Annotated in this window: 24 protein-coding genes; 14 read left to right on the forward strand and 10 right to left on the reverse strand. The window is 67.4% G+C overall.

All coding sequences use genetic code 11. The annotated features are described in order from the left end of the window. Positions 1–21: 21 nt before the first annotated feature. Positions 22–540, forward strand: a complete 519-nt coding sequence (locus tag E1263_RS02390) for a hemerythrin domain-containing protein (RefSeq protein WP_132164827.1) — start codon at positions 22–24, stop codon at positions 538–540. Positions 541–543: 3 nt separating this feature from the next. Here the strand turns inward: E1263_RS02390 and E1263_RS02395 are convergent, their stop codons facing one another. The 4 genes from E1263_RS02395 to E1263_RS02410 are packed head-to-tail and all read right to left on the reverse strand — an operon-like array spanning position 544 to position 3,808. After that, entirely contained in the window at positions 544–936 is a 393-nt protein-coding gene (locus E1263_RS02395; RefSeq protein ID WP_132164829.1) for a YccF domain-containing protein, read from the reverse strand. A gap of 4 nt (positions 937–940) precedes the next feature. Continuing rightward, a complete protein-coding gene (locus E1263_RS02400) occupies positions 941–1,726 on the reverse strand; it encodes an alpha/beta fold hydrolase (RefSeq protein WP_238161043.1) in 786 nt (261 codons plus the stop codon). A gap of 55 nt (positions 1,727–1,781) precedes the next feature. Next, on the reverse strand, positions 1,782–2,918 hold the full coding sequence (locus E1263_RS02405; protein ID WP_132164833.1) for a saccharopine dehydrogenase family protein: 1,137 nt from the start codon (positions 2,916–2,918) through the stop codon (positions 1,782–1,784). Further along, positions 2,915–3,808 (reverse strand): SDR family oxidoreductase, encoded by an 894-nt coding sequence (locus E1263_RS02410; protein ID WP_132164835.1) that lies wholly within the window; start codon positions 3,806–3,808, stop codon positions 2,915–2,917. Before E1263_RS02410 ends, E1263_RS02405 begins: the two co-directional genes overlap by 4 nt. Positions 3,809–3,889: 81 nt before the next feature. Between E1263_RS02410 and E1263_RS02415 the strand changes: the two genes are divergently transcribed. The 4 genes from E1263_RS02415 (at position 3,890) to E1263_RS02430 (ending at position 8,981) form a co-directional block, all read left to right on the forward strand. After that, positions 3,890–4,480 (forward strand): TetR/AcrR family transcriptional regulator, encoded by a 591-nt coding sequence (locus E1263_RS02415; RefSeq protein ID WP_132164837.1) that lies wholly within the window; start codon positions 3,890–3,892, stop codon positions 4,478–4,480. A 321-nt stretch (positions 4,481–4,801) separates the two neighbouring features. After that, positions 4,802–5,605: an exodeoxyribonuclease III gene (xth, locus tag E1263_RS02420; protein WP_132164839.1), complete on the forward strand. Its 804-nt coding sequence runs from the start codon at positions 4,802–4,804 to the stop codon at positions 5,603–5,605. A 39-nt stretch (positions 5,606–5,644) separates the two neighbouring features. Next, positions 5,645–7,729 carry a S9 family peptidase gene (locus E1263_RS02425; RefSeq protein ID WP_132164841.1) on the forward strand — a complete coding sequence of 695 codons (2,085 nt, stop codon included), beginning with the start codon at positions 5,645–5,647 and terminating at the stop codon, positions 7,727–7,729. Between the two features lie 292 nt (positions 7,730–8,021). Next, complete coding sequence (locus E1263_RS02430) at positions 8,022–8,981, forward strand: sigma-70 family RNA polymerase sigma factor (protein ID WP_132164843.1); 960 nt, start codon at positions 8,022–8,024, stop codon at positions 8,979–8,981. Between the two features lie 70 nt (positions 8,982–9,051). Here the strand turns inward: E1263_RS02430 and E1263_RS02435 are convergent, their stop codons facing one another. Both E1263_RS02435 and E1263_RS02440 read right to left on the reverse strand, forming a co-directional pair. Then, entirely contained in the window at positions 9,052–9,750 is a 699-nt protein-coding gene (locus E1263_RS02435) for an HAD family hydrolase (protein ID WP_132164845.1), read from the reverse strand. Between the two features lie 42 nt (positions 9,751–9,792). After that, complete coding sequence (locus tag E1263_RS02440) at positions 9,793–11,190, reverse strand: CPBP family intramembrane glutamic endopeptidase (protein WP_132164847.1); 1,398 nt, start codon at positions 11,188–11,190, stop codon at positions 9,793–9,795. A 97-nt stretch (positions 11,191–11,287) separates the two neighbouring features. Here E1263_RS02440 and E1263_RS02445 point away from each other — a divergent pair, with 97 nt between their 5' ends. The 8 genes from E1263_RS02445 (at position 11,288) to E1263_RS02480 (ending at position 20,267) form a co-directional block, all read left to right on the forward strand. After that, positions 11,288–12,253 carry a Dyp-type peroxidase gene (locus tag E1263_RS02445; RefSeq protein ID WP_238161044.1) on the forward strand — a complete coding sequence of 322 codons (966 nt, stop codon included), beginning with the start codon at positions 11,288–11,290 and terminating at the stop codon, positions 12,251–12,253. A 31-nt stretch (positions 12,254–12,284) separates the two neighbouring features. Continuing rightward, positions 12,285–13,835 carry an ATP-dependent DNA ligase gene (locus tag E1263_RS02450; protein ID WP_132164851.1) on the forward strand — a complete coding sequence of 517 codons (1,551 nt, stop codon included), beginning with the start codon at positions 12,285–12,287 and terminating at the stop codon, positions 13,833–13,835. Beyond that, positions 13,828–14,505, forward strand: a complete 678-nt coding sequence (locus E1263_RS02455) for a class I SAM-dependent methyltransferase (RefSeq protein WP_132164853.1) — start codon at positions 13,828–13,830, stop codon at positions 14,503–14,505. The genes E1263_RS02450 and E1263_RS02455 overlap by 8 nt, the downstream gene beginning before the upstream one ends. A gap of 38 nt (positions 14,506–14,543) precedes the next feature. Continuing rightward, on the forward strand, positions 14,544–16,013 hold the full coding sequence (locus tag E1263_RS02460) for a phosphatase PAP2 family protein (protein WP_132164855.1): 1,470 nt from the start codon (positions 14,544–14,546) through the stop codon (positions 16,011–16,013). Continuing rightward, the gene (locus E1263_RS02465; RefSeq protein ID WP_132164857.1) at positions 16,010–16,873 is read left to right on the forward strand and encodes a phosphotransferase; all 864 of its coding nucleotides are present in this window, start codon (positions 16,010–16,012) and stop codon (positions 16,871–16,873) included. Before E1263_RS02460 ends, E1263_RS02465 begins: the two co-directional genes overlap by 4 nt. Positions 16,874–16,953: 80 nt before the next feature. After that, the gene (locus tag E1263_RS02470) at positions 16,954–18,915 is read left to right on the forward strand and encodes a prolyl oligopeptidase family serine peptidase (protein ID WP_132164859.1); all 1,962 of its coding nucleotides are present in this window, start codon (positions 16,954–16,956) and stop codon (positions 18,913–18,915) included. A gap of 70 nt (positions 18,916–18,985) precedes the next feature. Further along, positions 18,986–19,333 carry a VOC family protein gene (locus E1263_RS02475; protein WP_132164861.1) on the forward strand — a complete coding sequence of 116 codons (348 nt, stop codon included), beginning with the start codon at positions 18,986–18,988 and terminating at the stop codon, positions 19,331–19,333. 61 nt (positions 19,334–19,394) lie between these two features. Next, a complete protein-coding gene (locus E1263_RS02480; RefSeq protein ID WP_238161045.1) occupies positions 19,395–20,267 on the forward strand; it encodes a helix-turn-helix domain-containing protein in 873 nt (290 codons plus the stop codon). Positions 20,268–20,285: 18 nt separating this feature from the next. Here E1263_RS02480 and E1263_RS02485 read toward each other — a convergent pair whose 3' ends face one another. The 3 genes from E1263_RS02485 to E1263_RS02500 all read right to left on the reverse strand — a co-directional run bounded on the left by E1263_RS02485 (position 20,286) and on the right by E1263_RS02500 (position 24,136). Further along, positions 20,286–21,095 (reverse strand): LLM class flavin-dependent oxidoreductase, encoded by an 810-nt coding sequence (locus tag E1263_RS02485; RefSeq protein WP_132164863.1) that lies wholly within the window; start codon positions 21,093–21,095, stop codon positions 20,286–20,288. Next, on the reverse strand, positions 21,095–21,922 hold the full coding sequence (locus E1263_RS02490; protein ID WP_132164865.1) for an alpha/beta fold hydrolase: 828 nt from the start codon (positions 21,920–21,922) through the stop codon (positions 21,095–21,097). Before E1263_RS02490 ends, E1263_RS02485 begins: the two co-directional genes overlap by 1 nt. A gap of 198 nt (positions 21,923–22,120) precedes the next feature. Continuing rightward, a complete protein-coding gene (locus E1263_RS02500) occupies positions 22,121–24,136 on the reverse strand; it encodes a DUF1906 domain-containing protein (protein ID WP_238161046.1) in 2,016 nt (671 codons plus the stop codon). A 274-nt stretch (positions 24,137–24,410) separates the two neighbouring features. Between E1263_RS02500 and lexA the strand changes: the two genes are divergently transcribed. Next, positions 24,411–25,064 (forward strand): transcriptional repressor LexA, encoded by a 654-nt coding sequence (gene lexA / locus E1263_RS02505; RefSeq protein WP_132164867.1) that lies wholly within the window; start codon positions 24,411–24,413, stop codon positions 25,062–25,064. Positions 25,065–25,069: 5 nt separating this feature from the next. Here lexA and E1263_RS02510 read toward each other — a convergent pair whose 3' ends face one another. After that, positions 25,070–26,233 (reverse strand): heavy-metal-associated domain-containing protein, encoded by a 1,164-nt coding sequence (locus tag E1263_RS02510; protein ID WP_132164869.1) that lies wholly within the window; start codon positions 26,231–26,233, stop codon positions 25,070–25,072. Positions 26,234–26,279 lie beyond the last annotated feature (46 nt).

Below are 26,279 nucleotides of genomic sequence, written 5' to 3' on the forward strand. Positions count from 1 at the left end.
CGATGAGTGGAGGAACCCCTGATGCCGAAGATTCTGCCGGCCACCGGCGGCGACGTGGTTGAGGTCATTCTGGCCGACCATCGCTGGTTCGAAGAGGCGCTGCGCGAACTGCGCGACGTGGAGAGCGACCGGGCCGCCGTACTGGCCGATCTGGCCACCGTTTTGATTGCGCATGCCGAAGCCGAGGAGACGAAGGTCTACCCCGCGCTGCAGCGCAAGAACGCGATCGACGCCGAAGAGGTCGAGCACTCCGAGCACGAGCACGACGAAGGCAACGACGCGCTGCTCGATCTGATGGAGGTCGAAGACACGGCGAGCGAGGAGTTCAGCGAGAAGCTCCACGAACTCTCCGAAGCGCTCACCCACCACCTCGACGAGGAAGAGCGCGACGTCCTCAACCCGGCGCGGACCGATGTCTCCGACGAGACCCGGCACACGCTCGGCGGAGTCTTCGCCGACGAGCGCGCCCGGTTGATCGGCTCCGGCTGCGGTGACATCAAGAACGTGCGCAAGCTCGTCAAGAAGGCACACGCCGGCTGACTGCTAGCGGGCCCCGAACACCTGCTCGGTGGGGACGATGTCCTTGCCGAGCGGGAGCAGCGAGATCGGGATCAGCTTGAAGTTCGCGATCCCGAGCGGGATGCCGATGATCGAGATGCAGAGCGCGATGCCGGTGGTCAGGTGACCGAGCGCGAGCCACCAGCCGGCGAAGATCACCCAGATGATGTTGCCGAGCACCGAACCGGCACCCGCGCTGCGCTTGTCGACGATGGTGCGGCCGAACGGCCACAACGTGTAGCCCGCGATCCGGAACGACGCGATGCCGAACGGGATCGTGACGATCAGGATGCAGCAGATGATGCCGGCGATCGCGTAACCGACCGCCAGCCAGAAGCCGGCGAGCACCAGCCAGATCAGGTTGAGTAGCGTCCTCATACCCTTAGCTTGTCAGCTGATGGGTGTGCTCCCGCACCAACTGGGCGACAAGTCCGGGATCATTCCGGGGCATCCAGTGACCGCCCCTGACCACCCGGACCGTGAGGTTGGGTGCCCAGCGCGCGATATCGGTCTGCAGCGGTGTGGTGACGAACGCGTCGCCGTCCGGCGACACTGCCAGCACGGGTACGTCGGTATGGCGTTCTGCCGGCTTGAGCATCCGCTGGAACACGTTGGCCCGGTACAAGTTCAGCCCGTTGACGTAGTCGCCCAGGGAGCGCTCTCCCGTTTCTGAGGGGAGACCGTCGGCCGACTGCTCGAGACGACCGAAGACCTTGTGCGCCCAGCCGCGCCGCCAGCCGTGCTCTGGCAGCCACGGCAGATGGAAGTAGTAGACGTACCAGGAGTGCGCGAGCTGCCGGATCACTTGTCCGACCGGCCGATGATTGCGGATGAAGAAGCCCGCATGATCCAGCGACGGTCCCGAGATCGACACGTACGACGAGATGCGTCCGCGCAGCCGCTCACTCGTGACGAAATGCCACGACTGGATCGAGCCCCAGTCATGCGCGAGCAGGTGCACCGGCCGATCCGGCGACACCGCATCCAGTACGGCGAGGAAGTCGTCCTCCAACCGCTCCAGCCGGTACGCCGTTCGCTCCCGCGGCTGGTCGGACTCCCCCGCGCCGCGGACGTCGTACGTGACGACCCGGAAGTCGTTGCTCAATTCGCGAGCGACGGGCTCCCAGAGCCGCGCGTTGTCGGGGTAGCCGTGCACGGCGACGAGCACGGGGAGGTCGGAACCTTCCGCGTAGTCGTAGAGCGCTATCCGCGTTCCGTCGTGGCTAGTAATCGGTTGTGCTGAGGGTGGCAAAGGTCATCCCTGCTTTCACCAGGCGTTCGCGCAGTGCCGGACCCATCGCCGCGGCGGTGGTGGTCTGGCCGGCTGTTTCCGGGAGATCGTCCAGAGAGAGACAGAGAGCGCTCTCCCCGAGCATCTTGGCGGTCTCGTCGTATCCAGGGTCGCCACCGGCGACCTCGGTGATCACTTGCTTGCCACCACCGCGGCCGACGAAACGAACCTTGAACCAGGACTTCGCGCGCGTCTCCGGGCTCGGCCCGTCACCGGGCTGGAGCCGCCCGAGCAAGGCCTTCCGAGCCTGCGGGATCTGCGCGGCGGCGGCGAGCAGCGCGACGCCACCGATGCCTCCGGCAACCATCGGCAGGTGTTTGACGGCCGCGTAGTGCGAGTAGCGGAAGTCCGGTCCATAACTGTCCAGCAGGCGAGCCGAGTAGCCGACAATCTGCGGATCTACGGTCGGCAACGGCACGGCCCAGAAGCCCTGCTGCCGGTGGATCCGCCCGGTGACCGCTCTCGCGCTGCGGCCGACCGGTCGCACTTCGGCCTTCTTGCGGGCTTGGTGCGCTTCGAGGTTCTGCTTCGGCCGCGAGAACGCGGTGATCGCGGTGTGGAAGGTGCCACCCGACGGCTTACCGCCGGCCCGCACCAGACCGTCGACCGCGATCGGCACACTCGCCGGCAACTGCTCGACCGTGAACTGCACACCGAGGTCGTACGGGATCGAGTCGAATCCGCAGGCGTGAATAATCCGGGCGCCGGTCTGAAGAGCGCGTTCGTGGTACTTCGCGTACATCCGGTCCACGAACTCCGGCTCGCCGGTCAGATCCAGGTAGTCGGTCCCCGCCTCGGCACACGCGGCCACGAGCGGTTCGCCGTACTGGATGTAGGGGCCGACGGTCGTGACGACGAGCCGCGTCGACTCGGCGAGCGCTTTCAGCGACGCCGGGTCGGTCACGTCCGCGATCAATACGTCTTTGCCGAACGGTTCGAGCTTGGCGCGATTCCGCCCGGCCACGGCCCACTTGAGCTCCGCGGGCGCGTTCTTCTCCAGATACTCCGCGGTGAGCGCTCCGGTGAAGCCACTCGCGCCGAGCAGGACTACGTCGTACGGGCGACTCATCGACCGGTGGCCTTCTCGGTGTCGGCGAGGCCGCCGGCGCCTGACGCGCGTGACGACGCGGCTGCGCCGCGGGCCTCGATGTCGGCGAGCGCTGCCCGGTCTGCCTTCGGCACGCTGAAGCGCGATCCGGCCTCGATCACGTGCGGGATGAGCCAGCGGAACACCTTCAGTACGCCGATCCACTCCGGCACGTGCACAGTCCGCTTGCGACGCTTGATGCCGTCGGTGAACTTGCCGACCGCGAACTCCAGCGGGTAGACCTTGCTGGCCAGCGGGATGCCGGTCCGCACCTTGCCGAACACCGGGTGGTCGTCGACACCGCGCACCATGTCGGTGTCCACGAACGTCATGTGCGCCACGCCGACTCGCACGCCCAGGTGCTTCAGCTCGGGTCGCAGTGTGTCGCCCATCGCCTCGACGCCGGCCTTGGCGACGTTGTACGACGCCAGCCCCGGAACGTGCACGACGGCTGCGAGCGACGACACGAGCAGCAGGTAACCCTTGCTCTCGAGCAGGTAGGGCAGCGTCAGGTGCACTGTGCGCCACACGCCGTACAGGTCGACGTCGAGCACGCGCTCCCAGACGGCGGGGTCCATGCTGCGGGTGAAGCCCGGTGCGGCGATACCAGCGTTGGCCATCACCACGTCGATCCGGCCATAGCGTGCGTGGACCGACTCGATCGCCGTACGGAGCGACTCGGTGTCGGTGACGTCGGCCTCCCACCAGCCTGCGTCGGGGCCGCAATCCTCGGCCACCTGCTTCAGCTCGTCCGGCTCCAGACCGATCAGAGCGAGCTTGGCGCCGTCCTTCGCGAGGCTCCGGGCCACGGCGGCGCCGATCCCGCGAGACGCTCCGGTGATGAGGACAACCTGTCCGGGCAGCGGTCGCATCTGTGTTCCTCCGGCTCTAGCTGTTGAGTGGATACTCAACAGTAAGTGCTTATTGAGCCAATACTCAATAGACTGGCCCGTATGAGCCAGACCTCATCCGCCAGACTGCGCCCCGACGAGCGCCGCGCCCAGATCCTCGAGGCCGCCCGCCAGGTGCTCCTGGACGACCCGCACCGCGAGCTCACGGTCGAGCTGGTCGCCGCCGAGGCGAAGGTCTCCCCTGCTCTGCTCTTCCACTACTTCGGCTCGAAGAAGAAGTTCCAGTACGCCGTCATCGAGGAAGCCGCCGCCGAGATCCTGCTCCGTACGGCGCCCGACCAGTCCCTCCCGCCGGCCGAGCAGCTCCGCGCCGGGATCCGCGCCTTCGTCCGCGCCGTCCTCGAGGCTCCGCAGCTCTACCGCGCCACCCTCTTGATGTCCGCCGCCGGCGACCCCGAGATCCGTAAGCTCCACAAAGAGATCCGCGGCGTCTTCAGCACCTGGGTCATCGGCGCCGTTCGCGAACGCGGCCTCGAGATCACCCCAGTCGTCGAACTAGCCCTCCACGGCTGGCAGGGCTACGTAGAACAAACCCTCCTCACCTGGATCGAAGACCCCACCATCACCGCCGACGAGCTCGAGCACCTCTGCGAGCACTCCCTCGATGCGATCGTCGCGACCACGCAGCACTAACGTCCGAAAATCCGGAGACCCGCCTCCGTCCCTCCGAACGCTAACTGCTGCACTCCCCCTTGCCGCGACCGCGAGTAGCGCCAGCGTGCGACCAGCATCGAGTGTGCCGACCATGTCGCCGGATATCGATTTCCGGCGACACACTCCGCACACTCGACAACCCAGAACGCCCAGTGGGTTCACTCGGCGGCGCAAAGGCCCAGTCGCCCACTGGGTTCACTCGGTGGTCGCACGGTGGGTTCAGTGGGCGTCGCACGGTGGGTTCACTCGCGGCTGCGTGCCGACGGCGGGCGTCGGGGATGTTCAGGCTAGGGTTCGCTGGTGCTGACGGTTGCCACGGTGAATGTGAATGGGATCAGAGCTGCCTATCGCCGCGGGATGGCGCCCTGGCTAGCGGAGATTGATCCGGATTTGCTGCTGATGCAGGAAGTTCGGGCGACCGACGAGGTGTTGCGTGATCACCTCGGGGGTGACTGGAACATCGCCCACGCGGAGCCGGCGATCGACGGGCACAAGGGTCGCGCCGGAGTTGCGGTTGCGAGTCGGCGGCCGATCAAGGACGTTCGGATCGACGTCGGCCCGGAGCGGTTCGCCGATACTGGGCGCTGGGTCGAGGCAGACGTCGTACTGGATGACGGGTCGGTGCTGACTGCGGTCAGCGTCTATGTCTTCACCGGCGAGTTCGAGACGCCGCCGCGGCAGGAAGAGAAGTACGCGTTCCTGGACGCGATGACGGCCCGGCTCACCGAGCTGCGCGCCGACGGCCGGCACGTGCTGATGTGCGGCGACCTGAACATCGCGCACCGCGAGGAAGACCTCAAGGCCTGGAAGGCGAACCGGAAGAAGAGCGGTTTTCTGCCGGAAGAGCGGGCCTGGATGGATCGTTTGTTCGAGGCCGGCTGGGTCGACCTCGGCCGCCGGTTCGGCGGTGAGGGCCCCGGCCCTTATTCCTGGTGGTCCTGGCGCGGCAAGGCCTTCGACAACGACGCGGGCTGGCGCATCGACTACCAGATCGCCTCCCCCGGTTTCGCCGAGCTCGCCACCGGCTGCGAGATCCACCGCGCCCCGACGTACGCCGAGCGCTGGAGCGACCACGCTCCGGTCGTGGCAACGTACGAGATCTAGGCGCAGCGCGCCGACGCGCGGGCGGGTAGTCTCGCCCGCATGTCCGAGTTGAACAGTGCTGTAGAGCCGCCCGTCGCTGCGAAGAAGCCGATCGAACGCACCCATCACGGCGATGTGTTCGTCGACGACTACGAGTGGCTGCGCGACAAGACCAACGACGAGGTGCTCGGGTATCTCCGGGCCGAGAACGAGTACACCGAGGCCCGCACCGGCCACCTCGAATCGTTGCGTGAGGCAATCTTCACGGAGATCTCGGACCGCACGCTGCAGACCGACCTGAGTGTGCCGGCCCGGCGCGGCGAGTACTGGTACTACGCCCGCACGGTGGAGGGCCAGCAGTACGGCATCCACTGCCGGGTCAAGGTGAACGGCGACGAGCCGCCGGCGCTGGACGCCGAGATCGCCGGTGAAGAGGTGCTGCTCGACGGCAACCTGGTCGCGGGCGACTCGGAGTTCTTCTCGCTCGGGACCGTTGACGTCTCCCCCAACGGTCAGCTGCTCGCCTACTCCGTCGACCTCAAGGGCGACGAGCGCTTCACGCTGCGCATCAAGGACCTGAACACCGGCGAGCTCCTGGCCGACGAGCTGCCCGAGGTTCACTACGGCTCGGCGTGGTCGGCCGACGGTTCGACGATCTTCTACACCAAGGTCGACGACGCCTGGCGCCCCTTCCAGATCTGGCGGCACACGCTCGGCGCGGCCGAGGACGTGCTCGTACTCGAGGAGCCGGACGAGCGGTACTGGGTCGGTGTCGACCTGACCCGCAACGAGCAGGCGATCATCGTCGCGCTCGGCAGCAAGCTCACCAGCGAGGTCTACCTGCTCGACGCCAACAACCCGACCGGCGACCTGGTCCTGGTTGCTGAGCGCCGCGAGGGCGTCGAGTACGACGTCGAGCACGCGGGCGACCAGCTCCTGATCACGCACAACGCCGACGCGGCGAACTTCTCGCTGGCCACGGCCACCCTGGAGGCACCGGGCGAGTGGACGACCATCCTCGAGGGCGACGAGTCGAGCCGGCTGCTCGGCGCCGACGCGTTCGCCGATCACGTCATCCTCTACCGCCGTCGCGACGCGCTGACCGAGCTCGCGATCATGCGCCGTACCGAGGAAGGCTTCAGCGCGCCCGAGACGCTCGAGTTCGACGAGCCGATCTACACGGTCTCCCCCGGCCGCAACGACGAGTGGAGCGACACCCGGTACCGGTTCGGCTACACCTCGCTCGTGACGCCCGGTACGACGTACGACGTGGATGTCGCCACTGGCGAGCGCCGTGTGCTCAAGCAGCAGCCGGTGCTTGGCGGTGTCGACCTGAGCGCCTACACGCAGTACCGGGAGTGGGCGGTCGCGGCGGACGGCACGAAGGTGCCGGTCTCCCTGGTCGCACGCAAGGACGTCGCCAAGGACGGCAACGCGCCGGTCGTGCTCTACGGCTACGGCTCGTACGAGAGCTCGATGGACCCGTGGTTCTCCATTCCGCGCCTGTCGATGCTGGACCGCGGTGTGGTGTTCGCGATCGCGCACGTGCGTGGTGGCGGTGAGCTGGGCCGGCACTGGTACGACAACGGCAAGACGCTCACCAAGCGGAACACGTTCACGGACTTCATCGCCGCGACTGAGCACCTCGTCAAGGAGGGCTGGACGCGCCCGGAGCGGATCGTCGCGCAGGGCGGCAGCGCCGGTGGTCTACTGATGGGCGCAGTGGCGAACCTGGCTCCGCAGGCCTTTGGCGGCATTGTTGCCGAGGTCCCGTTTGTCGACGCGCTGACCACGATCCTCGACCCGTCATTGCCACTGACGGTGATCGAATGGGAAGAGTGGGGAAATCCCCTCGAGGACGCGGCCGTCTACGAGTACATGAAGTCCTACTCGCCGTACGAGAACGTCACCGCGCAGCAGTACCCGCGCATCCTGGCGATCACCAGCTTGAACGACACCCGCGTGTTCTTCGTCGAGCCGGCGAAGTGGGTGGCGAAACTCCGTTCCACCGCCGCCGGCGAGGTCGACGTCCTGCTGAAGACCGAGATGGAGGCCGGGCACGGCGGCCGCAGCGGCCGGTACGACGCCTGGCGCGAGGTCGCGTTCACCCTCGCCTGGGAGCTCGACACCCTCGGTCTGGCGTAAGTTTTCAGGGAATATCAGCCTGGTTCGATGTGTTGTGCACCACAGTACAAACACTCGAACCAGGCTTTTTCTGTACGGATTCTCAGGCTTTTCAGCGGCGAGCCGGTGGACACTTCCCGGCAATTGCCTGTGCTGGCGTGCGTTCCGGCGGACAAGCGTGCCGTTGGGTACCGGAATGCGGAGAACGCAGCGCCGGGAACTCTCAGGGAAAGTTCAGGGAGTTTACACACTCCCGTGGAATCTTGAACCCTAGTCGAGCGTTGCTCTCCATGTAACGACGAAGGGAGTTTCGGTGGCTCGCATGGCTCGTGTCCGCAGCATGGACGAGGGTATCGACGGCAAGGACAGCGTCGGCCTGTATCTCGAAGAGATCGCCCGTACGCCGTTGCTGACGGCAGAAGAAGAGGTCGAGCTCGCTGAAACGGTTGAGGCAGGACTCCTCGCGGAGCAACTGCTGGCCGAGGGGCGGGTTGGACGGAAGAAGGGCGGAGCGCCCAAATATGCCACGGCCGACGAGCTGGAGTGGCTGGCGGAGGAAGGCCAGCGTGCCCAGCAGCGGTTCGTGACGGCGAACCTGCGCCTGGTGGTATCGATCGCCCGCCGGTACGGACGTTCCCAGATGCCGCTGCTGGACCTGGTCCAGGAAGGCAACACGGGACTGATCCGCGCGGTGGAGAAGTTCGACTACCGCAAGGGATTCAAGTTCTCGACGTACGCGACCTGGTGGGTGCGGCAGGCCATCACCCGCGGTATCGCGCAGCAGGCCCGAGTGGTCCGGCTGCCGGTGCACGTGGTGGAGCAGCTGAATCAGATCGGGTCGGCCCGGCGGACGCTGGAGCGCAAGCTCGGGCGTGAACCGGAGGTCGAAGAGATCGCGGCGGAGCTGGACCTGGACCCGGATCGGGTGACCGAACTGATCCGGATCGGCCGGGACCACATCAGCCTGGACAACCCGATCGACGACGAGGGTGAAACCTCGCTGGGTGACCTGATCGCGGCCGAGACCGCGCCGGGGCCCGACCAACTGGTCGCGGACGCGTCCGACCGATCGGGGCTGTTCAGCCTGGTCGATCAGCTCGACCCGCGGTCGGCCGACGTGATCCGGCGCCGCTACGGGCTGCACGACGGCCGCCAGGCCAAACTCGCCGACATCGGCGCCGTGCACGGCATCTCTGCCGAGCGCGTCCGCCAGATCGAGCGCGAGGCCCTGGGCCGGCTGCGCCTGATGGCCGACCCGAGCCTGGCCGCGTAACCAGCACCCCGAAACCCCTCCGAAGGACCCCTGAGCCGCCCTCCTGGCTCGGGGGTCCTTTCAGTTCCCGCTAGTTCCAGGCGTCGATCAGGGGCAGCAGCTCCGCCAATCGATGCACTGTCGCGTCCGGGGTCCCCTCGGTATGGCCGATCTGGCTCGCCGGGATCGCGCTGTGCGGGACGTGCGCGGCCCGCATCCCGGCGTTCTGAGCGCCCCACACGTCGTCGAAGAGCCTGTCGCCGACGTACAGGCAGGCCGCCGGGTTCGCGACCCCGACCGCCTTCATCGCCGCCAAGAACGCCTCTGGGTGCGGCTTCGTGTACGGGATCTCGCTCGTGTAGACCGCGCCGTCCAGCAGCTCGAGGACGCCATCGCGGGCAAAGATCTCCTCGTGCCAGCGACGCTCCCACATCGTGTTCGACAGCACCCCGACCTTCAGGCCACGCTCTCGCAGTCCGCGCAGGGTCTCCAGCGCGTCCGGCTCGAGGATGGTGTGCGGCGTCCAACCGAGCTCGTACTGCGCTTGGGCGGCCTCGGTCATCTCGATCTCCGCGAGCAGGCACACCTCCGCCAGCGTGCCACTCAGGTGCTGATCACGCGAGCGCATCCAAATCGAGTTCTCCGCGTCGATCAGCCGCTTCGTCAGCTCGTCGGCACGCTCCTCGTCGATCAGCACCGCCACCGACCGCCACAACGCAGGCAGGTCGACGTCGTGCCAGGTCGCCAGGGTGCCACCCCAGTCGAACAGAACAGCCTCAATTTTCGTCACGTCGGCAACCCTGTCAGACACCGCCGACAATCCGCTCCTGGTTTAGCTGACCCGAGCGATCCGCTGCCGTTTCGCCAGCCAGGTCACGGTGAACAGCACGAACGCCAAGCTCGGGATGTCCGACAACAGGATGGTCCACGGTGCACCGCCCTGCTCCGACCAGCCGTCCAGCCCGCCGAACGCAGCCGGCCACAGGAACGCAAAGAAGTTGTTCAGCACGTGCAGTGCGATGGCGGCTTCCAGTCCCCCGGTCCGCACGGTCAGCCAGCCGGCCAGGACCGCGAACAGGAAGATGTCCAGCATCGCCCAGCCCGTATAGCCGTGGGCCGATACAAACGCCATGCTGCCGATCACAATGCCCGGCCACGGAGAGCGGAACAGCACCCGCGCCCACTTCGCCCGACCCTCTGCGCTGTCCGGCCCGTACGACCCCACTGCCTGGATCAGCCAGCCGCGGAAGACGAACTCCTCGGCGGTCGCCTGGAACGGAACCAGCACGAGGATGAGGATCAGCGGGACGATGAACTTGCCGAACCCGATCCACGAGCCGCCGTCCGACCCGCTGTCGTCCGCGGGCACGATCTGGTCGACCAGGATGCCGAGACCGAAGCTGAGGATCACGTAGCCGATTGCCGGCAGCGTGCACCACGCGAGCCAGCGCCAGCGGATCTTGTTCAGGACGGAGGCGACGCTCCAGGCCGGTCGCCGCTGCAGCAGCCAGGCCGCGAGGACGACCAGGGGCGTCAGCACGCCGAGCAGAACCAGGTTCAGCGCCAGGTCCTCGTTCGTGTTGCCGAAGAGCTCTGCGCCGCTCGCGTCGAGTGAGGGCTCCTTGCCGCCGAGCAGCATGTGGACGACGAACCAGACACCGCCGACGGCGACGGTGGCCGCGAACAGGGCGATACCCAGCGCCACGGTGCCCACGATCGGGCGCCACCACCGGTGCTTGGCTGTCCGCGCCAGCCGGTGGAACGGCGTACCGGCGGGAGCAGGAGCCACCCAGGGCTCCTTGGGCCGCGGTTGCCACTGCGGGGCGCCCGCATAGACCTGGGGATAGCCGGGCGGAGGCGGGAAGCCCGGCTGCTGGTAGCCGGGCGGAGGTGGGTAGCCCGGCTGCTGGTAGCCAGGAGGAGGTGGGTAGCCAGGTTGCTGCGGATAACCGGGCTGCTGCTGGTAGCCCGGCGGCGCGTAACCCTGCGCAGGCGGATAGCCCTGCTGCGGCGGGTAGCCCGGAGCGGGCGGGTTGCCCTGCTGCGGGTAGCCGGGCGGCGGGTAGGCCTGCGCGGGCGGGTATTGCTGCGGCGGCGGGTAGCCGTACGGAGGCGGCGGCTGAGGGCCCGGCGCGGGAGGCGGCGGGTTCTGCTCAGGGGGCGGTGGGTTCTGCCCGGCCGGAGCCTGGGGCGAATCCTCGGGGCGCGGCTCGCCTGAGTGCGGATGCATGCAAGGACTCTAGAAGATCGACCCAAGACAGGCGGACAGGTTCCGGACTGTAAAGATGGTCCCGACGTGCCTGGGCGAGCGGTAGGAGAGTGCTGTGGTGACTGACCCGACCTCGGGACCAGCGGCGACAACGCGAGCGTTGCCGCAGTCGGTGCTGACGCCGCTGACCGGCTCGGCCATCTTCCTGGTAGTGGGAATCGAAGAAGGCGGCGAGGAGACCGCACGCGATCTGCTCGAAAGGGTCAGCGGGCTCACGCGCTCAGTCGGCTTCCGCGTCCCGTCCGGTGCCTTGTCCTGCGTCACCAGCATCGGCTCCGACGCCTGGGACCGGCTCTTCAGCGGCCCACGCCCGGCTGAGCTCCACCCGTTCATCGAGCTCCAAGGCGCCACCCACCGAGCGGTCTCCACCCCTGGCGATCTCCTGTTCCACATCCGCGCCGGCCACCTCGACCAATGCTTCGAGCTCGCTCGCCAGATCATGAACGTGCTCGGCGACGCCGCAACCGTCATCGACGAGGTCCACGGCTTCAAGTACTTCGAGATGCGCGACCTCCTCGGCTTCGTCGACGGCACCGAGAACCCCGCCGGCGACGAGGCGAAGGACGCCGTACTGATCGGTGCGGAGGACCCGGACTTCGCCGGTGGCAGCTATGTGATCGTGCAGAAGTACCTGCACGACATGAAGGCGTGGAACACGCTCACGACCGAGCAGCAGGAGCACGCGATCGGCCGCACCAAACTCGACGACATCGAACTCGACGACGACGCCAAACCCAGCAACGCCCACATCGTCCTCAACGTCATCGAAGATGCCGACGGCAACGAACTGCAGATCCTCCGCGACAACATGCCCTTCGGCCAGATCGGCACCGCGGAGTTCGGCACCTACTTCATCGGCTACGCCAAGTCCCCCGCCGTCACCGAACTCATGCTCCGGCGGATGTTCATCGGCGAGCCCGAAGGCAACCACGACCGCATCCTCGACTTCTCCACCGCCATCACCGGCACCAACTTCTACACCCCCACCAGCGACTTCCTGGACGACCTGCCCGCGATGCCCTGAAACTGTCGGTGGCCTGGGTGAGACTGAATGCATGTTGCTCACCGAGGTGGTTGAGACTTCGGCTGCGCTGGCGGGGACGCGGTCGCGGCTGAAGAAGGCGGAGTTCATCGCCGCGTTGCTGTCCCGCGCCACGGATCCGGTCGAGACCGAGATCGTGGTGACGTATCTGTCCGGCGAGTTGCGGCAGCGGCGGACGGGTGTGGGCTGGCGGACGTTGATGGATGCGCCCGGGCCGGCAGTTGAGCCTTCGCTCACCGTGGAAGTGGTGGACCGGGCGTTTGCCGAGTTGTCGGAGATGTCCGGAGCTGGGTCCCAAGCACGCCGGCGGGACGGCGTGGACGCGCTGTTCGGGCAGGCGACTGAGGCGGAGCAGACGTTCCTTCGGCTGCTGGTCGGTGGTGAGCTGCGGCAGGGTGCGCTCGATGGCGTGATGGCCGACGCGGTCGCGCGGGCGAGCGGGATCCCGCTCGCCAAGATCCGCGCCGCGACCATGTTGCGCGGATCGGCGGCTCCGGTGGCCGTTGCCGTGCTGACTGAAGGTGAGGCGGGGCTCGCCCAGTTCGGGCTGCAGGTTGGTCAGGGCGTGCAACCGATGCTGGCGCAGTCGGCGACGAGCGTCGCCGAGGCCTTCGCCAAGACCGGTACTCCGTCCGCGCTCGAGTGGAAGCTGGATGGCATCCGCATCCAGGTGCACCGCAACGGTGACGAGGTCGTCGTCTACACGCGGACGCTTGACGACATCACAGCCCGGGTGCCCGAGGTCGTGACAGCTGTCCTCGCGCTCGACGCCCACCAAGTGGTGCTGGACGGCGAGCTGATCGCGCTGCGACCCGATGGACGTCCAGAGGCGTTCCAGGTGACCGGCTCCCGCACCGCGACGCGCGCCGCCACGGGACCGGAGTCGGTGCCACTCACGCCGTACTTCTTCGACGTCCTGCATCACGACGGCCAAGACCTGCTCGGACTCGACGGCGCCGAGCGGCATGCCGCGCTGAGCAAGCTCATCCCGGCCGAGAGCCAGATCCCGCGCCTGGTGACCGACGATCCGGAGGAAGGGCAGAAGTTCTTCCAAGACGCCGTACGGCGAGGGCACGAAGGCGTGATGGTGAAGTCGCTGACCGTCCCGTACGAGGCGGGTCGGCGCGGCTCGGGCTGGGTGAAGGTGAAACAGACCCACACCCTCGACCTGCTCGTGCTCGCCGCGGAGTGGGGGCACGGCCGTCGGACCGGCTGGCTCTCGAACCTGCACCTCGGTGCGCGCGACGAGACGACCGGCGAGTTCGTCATGCTCGGCAAGACGTTCAAGGGGCTGACCGACGAGCTGCTGCGCTGGCAGACCGAGCGGTTCCAGGAGCTCGCCGAGCGCAGCGACGACTACACGGTCTACGTCCGCCCCGAGATCGTCGTCGAGATCGCGTTCGACGGCGTTCAGACTTCGCCGCGGTATCCGGCCGGTATGGCGCTGCGGTTCGCTCGCGTGTTGCGTTATCGCGAGGACAAACGGCCGGAGGAAGTCGATACCGTGCAGACAGTGCGCGCGATCCACGAGGGCGTCGACGGGGAAGGTGAGCCGGATGAGTGAAGACCCGAGGCTGGAGACACGACGGCTGGCCCGCGCGTCGCTGGACCGCGATGACCCGACCGGCTGGTTCGAGAACCTGTACTCCGCTGCGGCCGAGGGTGCCGCCGTCGTCCCGTGGGACCGCGGTACGGCGAATCCGTTGCTGACCGAATGGTTCGAGGCCTCGGAGCCCGACGGCACCGGCAAGACCGCGATCGTTGTCGGCGCCGGGACGGGCTGGGACGCCGAGCTGGTCGCCGACCGCGGCTACCAGACAACCGCGTTCGACATCTCCCCCACCGCCGTCGAGACCGCGCTGCGCAATCACCCCGGTTCGAAGGCGCACTACGTCGTCGCCGACCTCCTCGACCAGCCGGCGGAATGGCGTCACGCCTTCGACTTGGTCGTCGAGATCTACACCGTGCAGGCGCTGCCGATCAGTCTGCAGCCAACCGCCGTGCCGAAGGTCGGCGAGCTGGTCGGCCCCGGCGGGACGCTGGTCGTGATTGCCTCAGCTCGAACTGAAGGTCAACCTGATGCTGAGGTCGAGGGCCCGCCATGGCCGCTGACCAGGGCAACCATCGAGTCGTTCGCCTCCGCTCCGGACCTGCGCCTGATCGAGATCAACGAGTCGCCGAGTCCGAGCGATCCGACGGCAACACGCTGGCGGGCGGAGTTCCTTCGCGACTGAGTCACAGCTGTAATACAGGCGACCTACGATCAGTGCCCGTGGAGTCTCAAGCACCGCCCCTGACCGATCACGATGCCTCCGCCGAGCAGCAGCCGGCAGACCAGCCCAGCTGGGTGCGGAGGTTCGCTCTGCCGATCGAACTCGCCATAGCCTTCGTCGCGTTGTACGTGATCGCGGTCTGCACCCCGTTCGGCCAGGCGGTCGAGGATTCCCTGTTGCGCGGCTACAGCGACGAGGCCTGGCTCAACGCGATGGATCACGCCTTCCGCCCGCCCCCGCTGGAAGGCGAGGAGCTCACCTTCTTCGTCGGTGTCGCCTTGATTGCATTGGTCGCCGTTCGCGGCCGACGCTGGTGGCTGGCTGCCGCAGGCGTGTTCGTGCCGGTCGCCACCGCAGCCGCGACTTTCATCCTGAACCGGTACCTGCTCCTCCGCCCCAACTTCCTCGGTGAGCCGGGGGCCGTCGTCGAGACCAGCTTCCCGAGCGGCCATGTCGCCATCACGGCAGGCGTCGTCGCCGGCGCGATCCTGATCTCCGGTCCGCGGGCTCGCCGATATGTCACCGCTGTCGGGGTTCTCTGGCTCGCGTTCATCGCAGCCGCCGTACAGAACCTCGGTTGGCACCGGGCCAGCGACGCCATCGGCGCCACTCTGCTGGCCTGCATCTCGTACGCGGTCGCCGTCCGACTGATGCCGACGGCAACGCGACCGACCGCCGCGACTCGGCCTCTCGGGCTCGCGCCGGTCCTGGTGATCGCGGCCGTCGGTGCGATCCTCGGCGGAGGCCGGAGCGGTTATGTTCTCGAAGGGATCCCGCTCGCGCTGATCGGGGTCGTCTGCGCGCTACTCATCTGGTTCACCGTCGCCCGCACCACCCGCATCGTCGGCGGCATCATCGTGGGCACCCTCGTGCTGGCGCTCGTCTCCTCGGCCGGCATCCAGTACTGGCGCAACCACGGACCAGTGAACGTGGTTGCCGGGCCGGAGCCGACGATGATCACCGGACCGGGCACACCCGGCAAGGGCATCACCTACGGCCAGGCCGGCACGAAGGCGCGCATCGACATCTACTTCTGGTTCGACGATGCGGGCGCCGCGCGATTCGAGAAGGCGAACGGCGAAACGCTCGACGCCCTCCTGCAGGACGGGTCCGCGACGGTCACCTACTGGCCGCTGAACCCGAATGACGCGCTCCCCAAGATCTCCGGCCTGTTCGCCGTTGCCGCCGCGAACGGCAAGGGCCGTGGCTTCCTCCGCACGTACTTCAGCGACTTCGCGAAGACCTGGAACGACGCTCAACTCATCCAGCTCGGCGACAAACTCGGCGTCCCGCCGGGCAAATTCGCCGCCGACCTGACCTCGAACAGCTACACCACCTGGCTCGCCACCATCACCGACGAATCCATGAAGCATCAGCTCGTCTTCTCCCCCTCGGTCTTGGTGAACGGCAAAATCCTGGACACCGACGACGTCACTCCGGCCCTGCTGAAGTCCGCGATCGGTCGATGACCTGGAGCCGGGTCGCGCGGATCGACGTCGGCCAGGTCGTCGGCGAGGTCGCAGATCGGACCGGCGTACGGCTTGAGGTTGAAGGGTTGTGCGTCGGTGGCGAGGTCGGCGCGGCGTACGTCCGCTGGGCCGACGGTCGCCGTTCGATCCTGAAGTGGCGGCCCGGGATCGACCTGGCCGACTACGAGGCCGGTCCTCTGACCGTCGCCGAAGCAGCAAGGTCGGCCGGTCTGCCCGCGCCTCGCACCGAGCTCGCCGTACAGCTGGACGCCGCCGTGGCAACCGTCCAGCAATTGTTGCCCGGAGCACCGATCACAACCCTCGACGAAGGTCTCCTGAGCCAGGCCCTCGACGTCAACCAGAGCCTCCGCCACCTCCTGACCGACCATCCAGAAGTCCCAACTCTCGACCTCTACCTCACCGTTGACGGACCAGGTTTCTGCCTCCACGGTCCCTTGAGATCACACAACCCCCGTACGACGCGCCTCGACGACTGGATCACGGATGTCGGCGCGGCCCACCCCGGCCCACTTCGCGGCGACGACGCGGTCCACGTCGACTTCCATCCCGGCAACCTCCTCGCCGTCGACGGACAACTGACCGGCATCATCGACTGGGACGGCGCCGGCCGCGGCGACCACCGCCTCGACCTCGTCACCCTCCGCTTCGGCCTGCACGGACAACAGCCAGACCCCAGAGTCATCGCCCACCTCGACGCGATCCTCGACGAGATCCCGCCCGACGCCCTCCGCCCGCTCTGGGCGCACATGAGCCTCCGCATGACCGACTGGGCCATCCGCCATTTCTCCCCCGCCGACGTCGACCACTGGTCGGCCCTCGCCGAATCCCGTACCGACTAGCCCGGCGACGGTTCTCAACGACGTCTGCTCATAGACAAACCAGGCTCGGCCCTCCGGCCGAGCGGCTACCGTCGGTCGGCATGTGCACTGTGCCGGACAGCCGGCGGGGCGAGGTTGTCGAGGTCCTGCACGGCCAATCGATCGCCGATCCGTACCGTTGGCTGGAGGACGCTCCTGGCGACTGGATCGCGCAGCAGAATGCGGCGGCCGAGGAGTACCTGTCGGCCCTCCCGCAGCGCCAGTACTTCGAGAACCGGCTGCGGGAGATCCTCGCCCGGGCGCGGATCGGCGTACCGGTGTTCCGTGCTGGTCGCTACGTGTTCGAGTACAACAACGGCACTCGCCCTCAGACCGCCCTGTGCACCGCGGTCAGCCTCGATGTCGAACCGCAGGTGCTGCTTCAGTTCGAGGACGGCACGACCGCGATCGACAGTTTCAGCGTCAGCCCCGACGGCCGGTACGTCGCCTGTGCCACCCGCTCCGAAGGTAATCCACGACTCACGTTCCGCGTGATCGATCTCGAGATCGGGCAACAACTGGCCGATCTCGTCGAGGACGCGAAGTACTGCCGCGCCACCTGGTTACCGGACTCGCGGTCCTTCGTCTATGTCCACGCTTCGGCGGACAGCAGCGAGATCGGTGGGCACCTCTCGGTCCACCAACTCGGTGATCCGCAGTCCCTCGACCGGATGATTCTCGAGCTCCCACCTGGCAGCGTCAGCGATACCAAGGTGGCCGCCGAACACTTGGTTGTCCAGCTCAACGAAGGAACAGAACAACGAACCAGGCTCTGGTTGTTTCCACTCCCCCAGCTGACGAATCCGATCAAGCTGATCGACGAACCGGTTGCTGCTACTCGCTTCGTCCGCACGGCCGGCGACCGGCTGGTGCTATGGACCGATCTCGACGCGCCTCGTGGGCGGGTGGTGACCTGCACCGTCGACGATCCCGCCTTCGTTGATCTCGTTCCCGAATCGGACGACGCGCTGACCGCCGTCCAGGCTGCCGGCAACGGGTTGTTGATCGTGACCCTGCACGACGCCCATCCGCGCTTCCAGCTTGTCGATCTGGAGGGCGCAGCCTCGACGGTCGATCTTCAGGGCGGGGCCGTTGTGGCCGTCACTGCACAGGAGGGCCAGGACGACATCTTGATCGGCCTCTCGTCGACGTCTGCACCGACGGAGCTGGCGCACGTGAACGCAACGACCGCGCAGGCCACCTGGCTCCGCCGCGGCAGCACGCCACCCCATCGCGTCCTGCGTGGCCTCGAACCGAGCCGTGGCGTCCCGTACTTCCTGATCAGCCGTGCCGACCTCAGCCACACAGCCCCGCGGCCCACCATGCTCTACGGGTACGGCGGGTTCCGGTCTCCGCAGCTTGCCGACCATCGCCCGGATCGCGAGGCCTGGCTCGAATCGGGCGGCGTACTGGTCATCGCGAACCTTCGCGGCGGCGGGGAGTTCGGCGCCGACTGGCATGACGCCGGCCGGTTGAGCCGCAAGCAGAACACCTACGACGACTTCATCGCCGTCGCCGAACACCTGCAGGCAACCGGCATCACCACCCGCGAGCAGTTGGCGATCCACGGGCACAGCGGTGGCGGCATGCTCGTCGGCGCCGTCCTCACCCAGCGACCGGAGCTCTTTGCCGCCGCTCTGCCGACCGCCGGTGTCATGGACATGCTGCGCTTCCATCTCTTCACGATCGGCCGGGCCTGGGCACCCGAGATCGGCCTGCCCGAGGATCCCGAGCAGTTCGCCGACCTGCTCGCCTGGTCACCGCTGCACAACGTCCGGCCGGGCACGCGCTACCCGGCGGTGCTCGTGCTGACCAGCGATCACGACGAGGTCGTCGTCCCGCTGCACAGCTACAAGTTCGCCGCAGCCCTGCAGCATGCCCAGACCGGCGCCGAGCCGATCCTGCTCCGGATCGAGACCAGAACAGGCCACGGACCCGGACGACCGACATCAGCAATCGCTGCCGAGGCAACCGCCCTGCTGTCCTTCACCGCCGCCCGGACGGGACTGCATCCTGAGTCGTGAGGCGGGGGCATTTCGTCCATGTGGCATCGTCGAAGACTGACGACATCCGTCAGCAGCACGAGAGGCACCCATGAGTAGCAACATCCGCGCCGTGCTCACCAATATCGAGGTCGATGACCTCGACGATGCCATTCCGCTCTATCAAGAGCTGGCCGGAGACGTCGCGGTCAGGCGATTTACGTACAAAGAGCTTGACGTCGCAGCGGTCGGCCCCTACCTGTTGCTCTCCGGTCCGACGGCCGCCTACGTGTCGCAGAAGGCAACCGTCGTCGTCGAGTCCCTGGATCTAGCGCTCAAGGCGTTGGAGGCCGCAGGGGCCGAACTTCTGGAAGCACCGAACGAGGTTCCGAACGGCACCCGCATCGTCGCTCGGCATCCCGACGGCTCGGTCTTCGAGTACATGCAGCCACCCGGATAGTCTCCGCGGTCGGGCCGTCATCGACTAGAACATATGTTCGATAGTGATGTAGGCTGCTGCTATGGCGGGGCAAGGTGTGGTGGGGCCGACGGCTTTGCGGATGATGCTGGGCAGTCATCTGCGGCGGTTGCGTGAGCGGGCTGAAGTTAGCCGCACTGATGCCGGCTGGGCGATCCGGGCGTCGGAATCGAAGATCAGCAGACTGGAGCTTGGCCGGGTCGGCTTCAAGGAGCGGGATGTCGAGGACCTCCTCAGCCTGTACGGCGTGAGTGACGCTCGCGAGCGTGATCGGCTCCTTGAGCTGGCCCGCGAGGCGAATAGTCGCGGCTGGTGGCATCGGTACGGCGATGTCACGCCGGACTGGTTCGATGCGTATCTGGGGTTGGAAGCGGCCGCGGAGTTGATCCGGACCTACGAGATCCAGTTCGTGCCAGGGCTGTTGCAGACTGCGGAGTATGCGCGGGCTGTGGCGCAGTTGACGGCCGGGGCTCCTCGGGAGACTGAGGACATCGAGCGGATTGTTGCCCTGCGCGGTCGTCGGCAGCGAGTGCTTGATCGGGAGCCGCCGCTGAAGTTGTGGGCGGTCGTCGAGGAGTCGGCACTGCGCCGGCCGATCGGCGGGAAGGACGTCCTCCGTCAGCAGTTGGCTGCGTTGCGCGAGGCGGCTCACCAGCCGAACATCACCTTGCAGATCATCCCGCTGGAAGGTCCCGGTCACGCGGCCACCGGCGGCGCCTTCAGTCTGATGCGCTTCCCGCAGCGGGATCTACCGGATGTCGTCTATCTGGAGCACCTCACCAGCGCGCTCTACCTGGACAAACGCGACGACGTCGAGCACTACACGCGGGTCCTCGATCACCTTGCCGCCACCGGTCCCCCGCCCCAGCAGACCGACGCCCAGCTCGTTGCCCTTCTCGACCGCGTCAGCCACTGACCGCTCACCACTGTGCTGCTACCACTGCGGGCCCGCCGCGACGAGAGCCTGTACGTCGGCCAGCCGCATCGTGGCGGGGTCGAGGTCGGTCAGCCCCCACGTCGCGCCCGCTGCTTCGAACGCCTTCGGATCCATCCCGGGCTCCAATGCGACCACCACATCGAATCCCTCCGGCAGCGCCTCCGTGCCGAACGTCTGCCGCAGGCGATCGGTCGCGACGGCCAACTCATCGGCCGACGACAGGTTCACCGGGAAGAATCCGTCGTACTGGGCAGCTCGCAAGATCGGCTTGCGATTGCCCGGGAACCCCGCGACCCAGATCGGTACCTGCCCCTGCGCCGGCCGCGGGAGCAACCGCACGTCGTCCACCCGATAGTGCTTCCCGTGATGCACAACCGGCTCACCACTCCAGCCGGCCCGCAGAATCTCCAGCGACTCATCCAACTGCTCGGCGCGAATCCGGTCATCCACCGTCTCACCGGTCCGCGAATACTCCCCCGCGAAGCGATCACTCCCCAGCCCGACGCCCAACGTCAGTCGCCCGCCACTCAGCACATCCAGCGTCGCAGTCTCCTTCACCAGCTTCACCGGCCGCCGCCGCGCAACCGGCGTCACCATCGGGCCGATCCGCAGCCGTTCAGTCGCACACGCGACCGCCGCGAGCGTGATCCACGGATCCGCCACCGCCTGGATCGGCTCCCGCCACCACAACTGATCCCAAACGAACAGCCCATCCCACCCGGCCTCTTCAGCCGAGGCCGCCAGCCGCGCCACCACCAACGGATCCGCCAACTCGTCGAACAACGGCAACCACACCGCGGCGCGCATCAGCGAGCGTCCGTCTGCTCAACCAGCGCAGCGAGGAACGGCTCCCACAGCGGTTCCGGAATCCCATGCCCCGCACCCTCGATCACCACGAGCTTCCCGCCCGGCACCGCGTCCCGCAGCGCTTGACCATGCGCCAACGGAAAGACCGGATCGCGCGACCCATGCACGACGAGCACCGGCATCGTGAGCTCACCGAATCCCCCGCCCTGCGGACCATCGAACTTCATCGCATAGTGGTTCGTCAGCGACGCCTCAAAGTTCGTCGCCCGCGCAATGTCACTCCGGACCAAGACCCGCGCAGCGGCCTCGTCGAACACCCCCGCCGACTCCGCCTCGATCGCCCGTACGACGTACTCCTCGACGGCGGCCGAGTCGCCGAAGTCCGGCGTACTGAAGCGCGGGAAGTCATCGGAGGGCGGCGGCAGTTCGTCGTCCCCGGTCGTCGTCGAGACGAAAGTCAGCGACGCAACCCGCGACGCGTGGTCGACCCCGAGGTGAAGGCCGGTGCCGCCTGACATCGACTGCGCCACCACGTGCGCCCGCTCAACCCCCAGCGCATCGAGCAGGCCGATCGCGTCAGCCGCCAGATCACTCATCGCGTACGGTGGCTCGCCGACTGGGTAGGTGGTCGAGCGGCCGGTGTCGCGCTGGTCGTAGCGGATCACGTACCGGCCGCGGGCGGCGAGCTTCGCGCAGAACGCGGTCTCCCACCACAGCATCGACGCCGAGGCGCCGTGGATCAGCAGCACCGCCGGATCGGCCGCGTCGCCGAACGTCTCCGCCCACAGTTCCACACCGTTGACCTTGAACAGCTTCTCTGTCGTCATGAGTACGACGCTAGAGCGCTCCCGGCATCACGAAAAGCGATTGTTTGCGATCGAATCAATCGTCAACCGCGATAGCAGCTCGAGCCGGCACTCCCGGCCCGGGAGATCTACTTGCTGTGGCAGGCCGGCCGCACCCATTCGCCGTTGGCGGCGCACGCGATCAAGATCGCGCGACGGGTGGCGGCCGGCCTCACCTGATCAGCTGACGGTGAGCACCTTGGACGGCGTCTGCGTCCCCTGGTGATCTGCGTCCGGCAGCCACACGACGCGGTAGGTGTACGTGCCCTTGGCAGTCGGCTTGACGACGAACGAGTACTTGCCGTTCGCGCTCAGCACACCCGTCCCCGCCGCTGCCCAGCTCGTGCCGGACTTGCGCTGCAGGTGTGCCCTGGTGCCCTGGTGTGCAGGCGTGAGGTAGCCATAGAAGTTGCTCGTGGCCCCCAACTTGATCGCCGCCGGGACCAGGTACGACGAGATCCCCGGCCGCACCTCGACCAGCGCCACCGCGCTCCGTGTGCCAAGCACACCCGCGTTGCCGTTGTGGCCCCACTGGTAATGCGTAGAGGGAGTCGGCTTCTGCACCGACGTCGCCACACCGTTCGCATCCGACGTCACCGTGGCAACCGCCGCGTACGCGGTAGCGTTCTTCGCCTTCGCGTAAAGCACGATCGGTGCACCGGCCAGCGGGCTACCGTCCAGCTTGGTGACAGTCGTCGACACCGTGACCGAGCCGCCGTACGTGATCCAGGCCCCGCTTGTCGTCACGGTCGCCTTCGTCCCGACCAGCTGCACGTCGGCACCCGTGCTGACCTTGCCCGTGCTGTCCTTCACCCACGCACGGAACGCGTAGCTGGCCGAGTTCGCCAACCGGGTCATCGCGTAGACACTCGCGGTCCCCGTGTAGACCGACGTACCGGAAGTCAGCAACGGCGGCGGCGTCGAGCCAACAGCCGTACGAACCATGACCGTCGAGCTGGCCGGCTTCGTCCAGCGCAGAGTCGCGGCAGACACCCCACCCGTGACCGAGAAGCCGGTCACCGGCTCCGGCGGCGCGGTCAGGTCGACGCGGTTCTTGTCGATCTGCAGCGTCACTCCGGCATTGGTTTCGGAGACGTCACCGGTGTGCTGGTGGACGCGCTCGTGGTTCGTCCACGTGGTCGCCGGGATGAACCGGCTGGTGCCGATCGGCGTCGAGCCCCAGTGCGCGAACCACAGATTGTCGGGCCGCGTGTACGTCGTACCGGTGAAGTTGCTCGCCAGGTCAGCGCCACCAGAGCTGGCCGACACGTAGGCGCCGCCCTGGTATCCGCGAGCGTGCAGCTCCTGTGTCCACCCGCTCAGGTAGGACAGCACGGCCGACTTGCAGGCCGCGGTCGAGGTGTAGTGCTCGACGTCGCTGTAGATCGCGCTGCGCTGGGCAAACCCGAGCGCCTGCGCGGCGGTAACTGCGGCCGCCGCGGCAGTCTTGCCCTGGCCCAGTGCGGTCGCCGGGTCAGCGGACATCTTCTTTGCAGCGCTGAAGTTCGAGCAAGGCGCCTGCAGGCCGACATCGACCAGCAAGAACTGCCAGCCGTTGGCCGCGTTCGCGGTCACCCAGTCAGGGGTCAGGTTCGCCTGGTCACAAGCGCGGACAGCGCCGCTGATGTAGATGCCAACCGCCTGGTACGACGGCTTCCAGGCATCCATCGTGGTCTGCGGCGGCGCCGAACAAGTGTCGAAAGCGTCCCCCACCAAGTTGCCGGTAGCAACCACCGACGGCGCGACCGCGGCCGGCTGAGCAGCCTGCGCAGCCCGGGCCTTCGAGGTGGCGCGCCCGGAGCCGAGGATCGCTGCGGCCGAGCTCTCTGCACCTGGTTCGTAGTACGCCGTCGCCTGTACGCCGGCCTCTGGGATCGCCCGGCGCAAAAGCCCCGGAGTGGACGGCGTCGCCGTGGCGAGCGGCTCAAGCACCAGCCCCTCGCTGCGGCCGACCACATGCGCCGGACACTTCGCCTGCGCCGTACTGCGGCCAAGGTAGACGGCCGCCCGGTCGAACCGGACACAAGCGGTTGGGTCAGCGGTCAGGTCAACCACGGCCCAGTCCGAAGGCACAGTCACCTGGTAGCCGCGGTACGAAACCGTTCGGGTCTCTCCTGCAGCGGCGGGGCCGACGGCGGCAACGCCGGCGACCAGTCCGAGGGCGAGTGCGACCACCCCGGGTCTGAACAACCTCACAACAGCTCCTCACATCTGACGGACGGCCAAGCCCGACGAGAAGCCATAGCTGCGGAGCTCCCCCAGGCCCGATCCTTCTTCCCCCAAGTCAAGCTGCGTCGGGACGCCGCTGTCGAAGAGCATTCAGCACTCGACTCGATGCTCGGAGACTATCGCTGCCCGGAGCCCGTGAGACCCCGATTGCACTAAGTGGCAATCAATTCGCGGATCTCGCTTTCGGTCCAGGGGTGGGTCGGTCGGCGATGCCGCGGGTGATCCGGCCTAAGATTCCGCGGTGACTGATCACGATCCTTTCGGCGACCTCGACGCGAACGCACTCCCGGAGCGCCAGCAAAAGATCCTGGTGGTGATCCGTGACTGGGTGCAGCGCCACGGGTACTCGCCGAGCAGCCGGCAGATCGGTGACGCGGTCGGCCTGCGGTCGTCGTCGTCGGTCTCCAAACATCTGGCGAGCCTGGAAGACAAGGGCTTTCTGAACCGCAGCTCGTCGGTCTCCCGCCCGATGGACGTACGGAAGTTCCTGCCCGAGTCGGCCGCCCGCGAGGACAACGGCGCGAACGTCTCGGTCCCGGTCGTCGGTGACATCGCCGCCGGTACGCCGATCTCCGCGATCGAGCACCTGGACGACGTCATGCAACTCCCCCGCGAACTCACCGGCCGCGGCAACGTCTTCGGCCTGCGCGTCCGCGGCGAGTCGATGATCGACGCGGCCATCTGCGACGGCGACATCGTCGTGATCCGCCAGCAGCACGAGGCGCACTCGGGCCAGATCGTCGCCGCGATGATCGACGAAGAGGCGACCGTGAAGGTCTACAAGCGCCGCAACGGCCACGTCTTCCTCGAGCCGCGCAACCCGGCGTTCGACGTCATCGACGGCGACAACGCCGCGATCCTCGGCGTCGTCGTGTCGGTCCTGCGCACGGTCTGATCGCTTCAGTCCTGGAGCGGTACGACGGTGTAGCCGCGGGCGCGGATCGCCTCGAACCCGCGCTCCCGGATCTCCGTCGATCCGAACACGGCGACCACCTTCTTGGTGACCAGGTCGAACTCAGGCGGCGCCACCCCGAGCTCACCGAGCACCTTGGTGATGGTCCTCGTGCAGTGGCTGCAGGTCATATCCGGCACTTCGAACACTTCGGCCGAGGTCTCCGTGGCTGGTGAAGCATGGTCGACCACCGCCTGCGCCACCTCGTGGTGGCCGAGCAGCCGGACGAACGTTTCGACGAAGGCGTCGGTGACGAGCGCAAGCACGCTGGTGCGACCCTCGTCGTACACCTGGGGACTGCGCGCGAGGCACCGCGGTCGCTGACCCGGTGCGAGTCGCCGGTACTGCGCTGAGTTCGGGAGCGGGTCGAGGGATTCGTCTTGCGCGTGGGCCAACTGGGCGTCCTTCATGGCGCGGAGCGCGACCACGGTGTCGACGGAGTAGCGGACTCGGCCGGCGAACGTGACGAACGAGGCCGGGATCATCCCGCGCCGATAGGTCGAGGCCTGCAAACCCCAGTACCAAGTGGTCGCGACGGCGTCGAAGATACCGCTCTCGGCGAGTCCACGGGCCAGTTGCGCAGCATCGCCGTACGGGGTCTGGGCTTGGAGGAAGGCGTGCTGCACGAGCGTTCTGGCGGCGGCGTCGATGCCGGTGCGGAAGACCTCGACCGCGGTCCGGTCGGTGGTAGTTGCCGCCAGCAACTTGATCGCGCTCTCCGGCAGCTCCGCCGTACGGCGTGCCAGCTCGGCATCGGCGTCGAGTCGCGCCCACAGCTCGAGGGTGGCCTCGCGCGCGACGATCGGGACGACCGCACCGAGCGGGCCGGTGTGGGCGACGTTCACGATGCCGCGGCTGTCGCGCCAGGTGATCCGATGCGTCGCCGAGGTCACCAGGTACGGCGGGCAGGGGGACATCGACTTCGTCACGTACTCGAGTTGGGCCGCGCCCAGTTGACCACCGAGAACGCGAGCAACCGCTTCCTCGCGATACTCGATCCGTCGATCCTCGGCCGGTGCCGCCGCGTTCTGCAACAGCCCTGGCACGGCGAGCTCGAACAAGATGCGGGCGACCTCGGAGCGATCGTCCCAGAGACGTGGATCAGTGGTCATCGGCGCCTCCCGGGGACTCCAACGGCACCACCGAGTCTAGGAACTG

The sequence above is a fragment of the Kribbella antibiotica genome, from assembly GCF_004349055.1.
Lineage (GTDB): Bacteria > Actinomycetota > Actinomycetes > Propionibacteriales > Kribbellaceae > Kribbella > Kribbella antibiotica.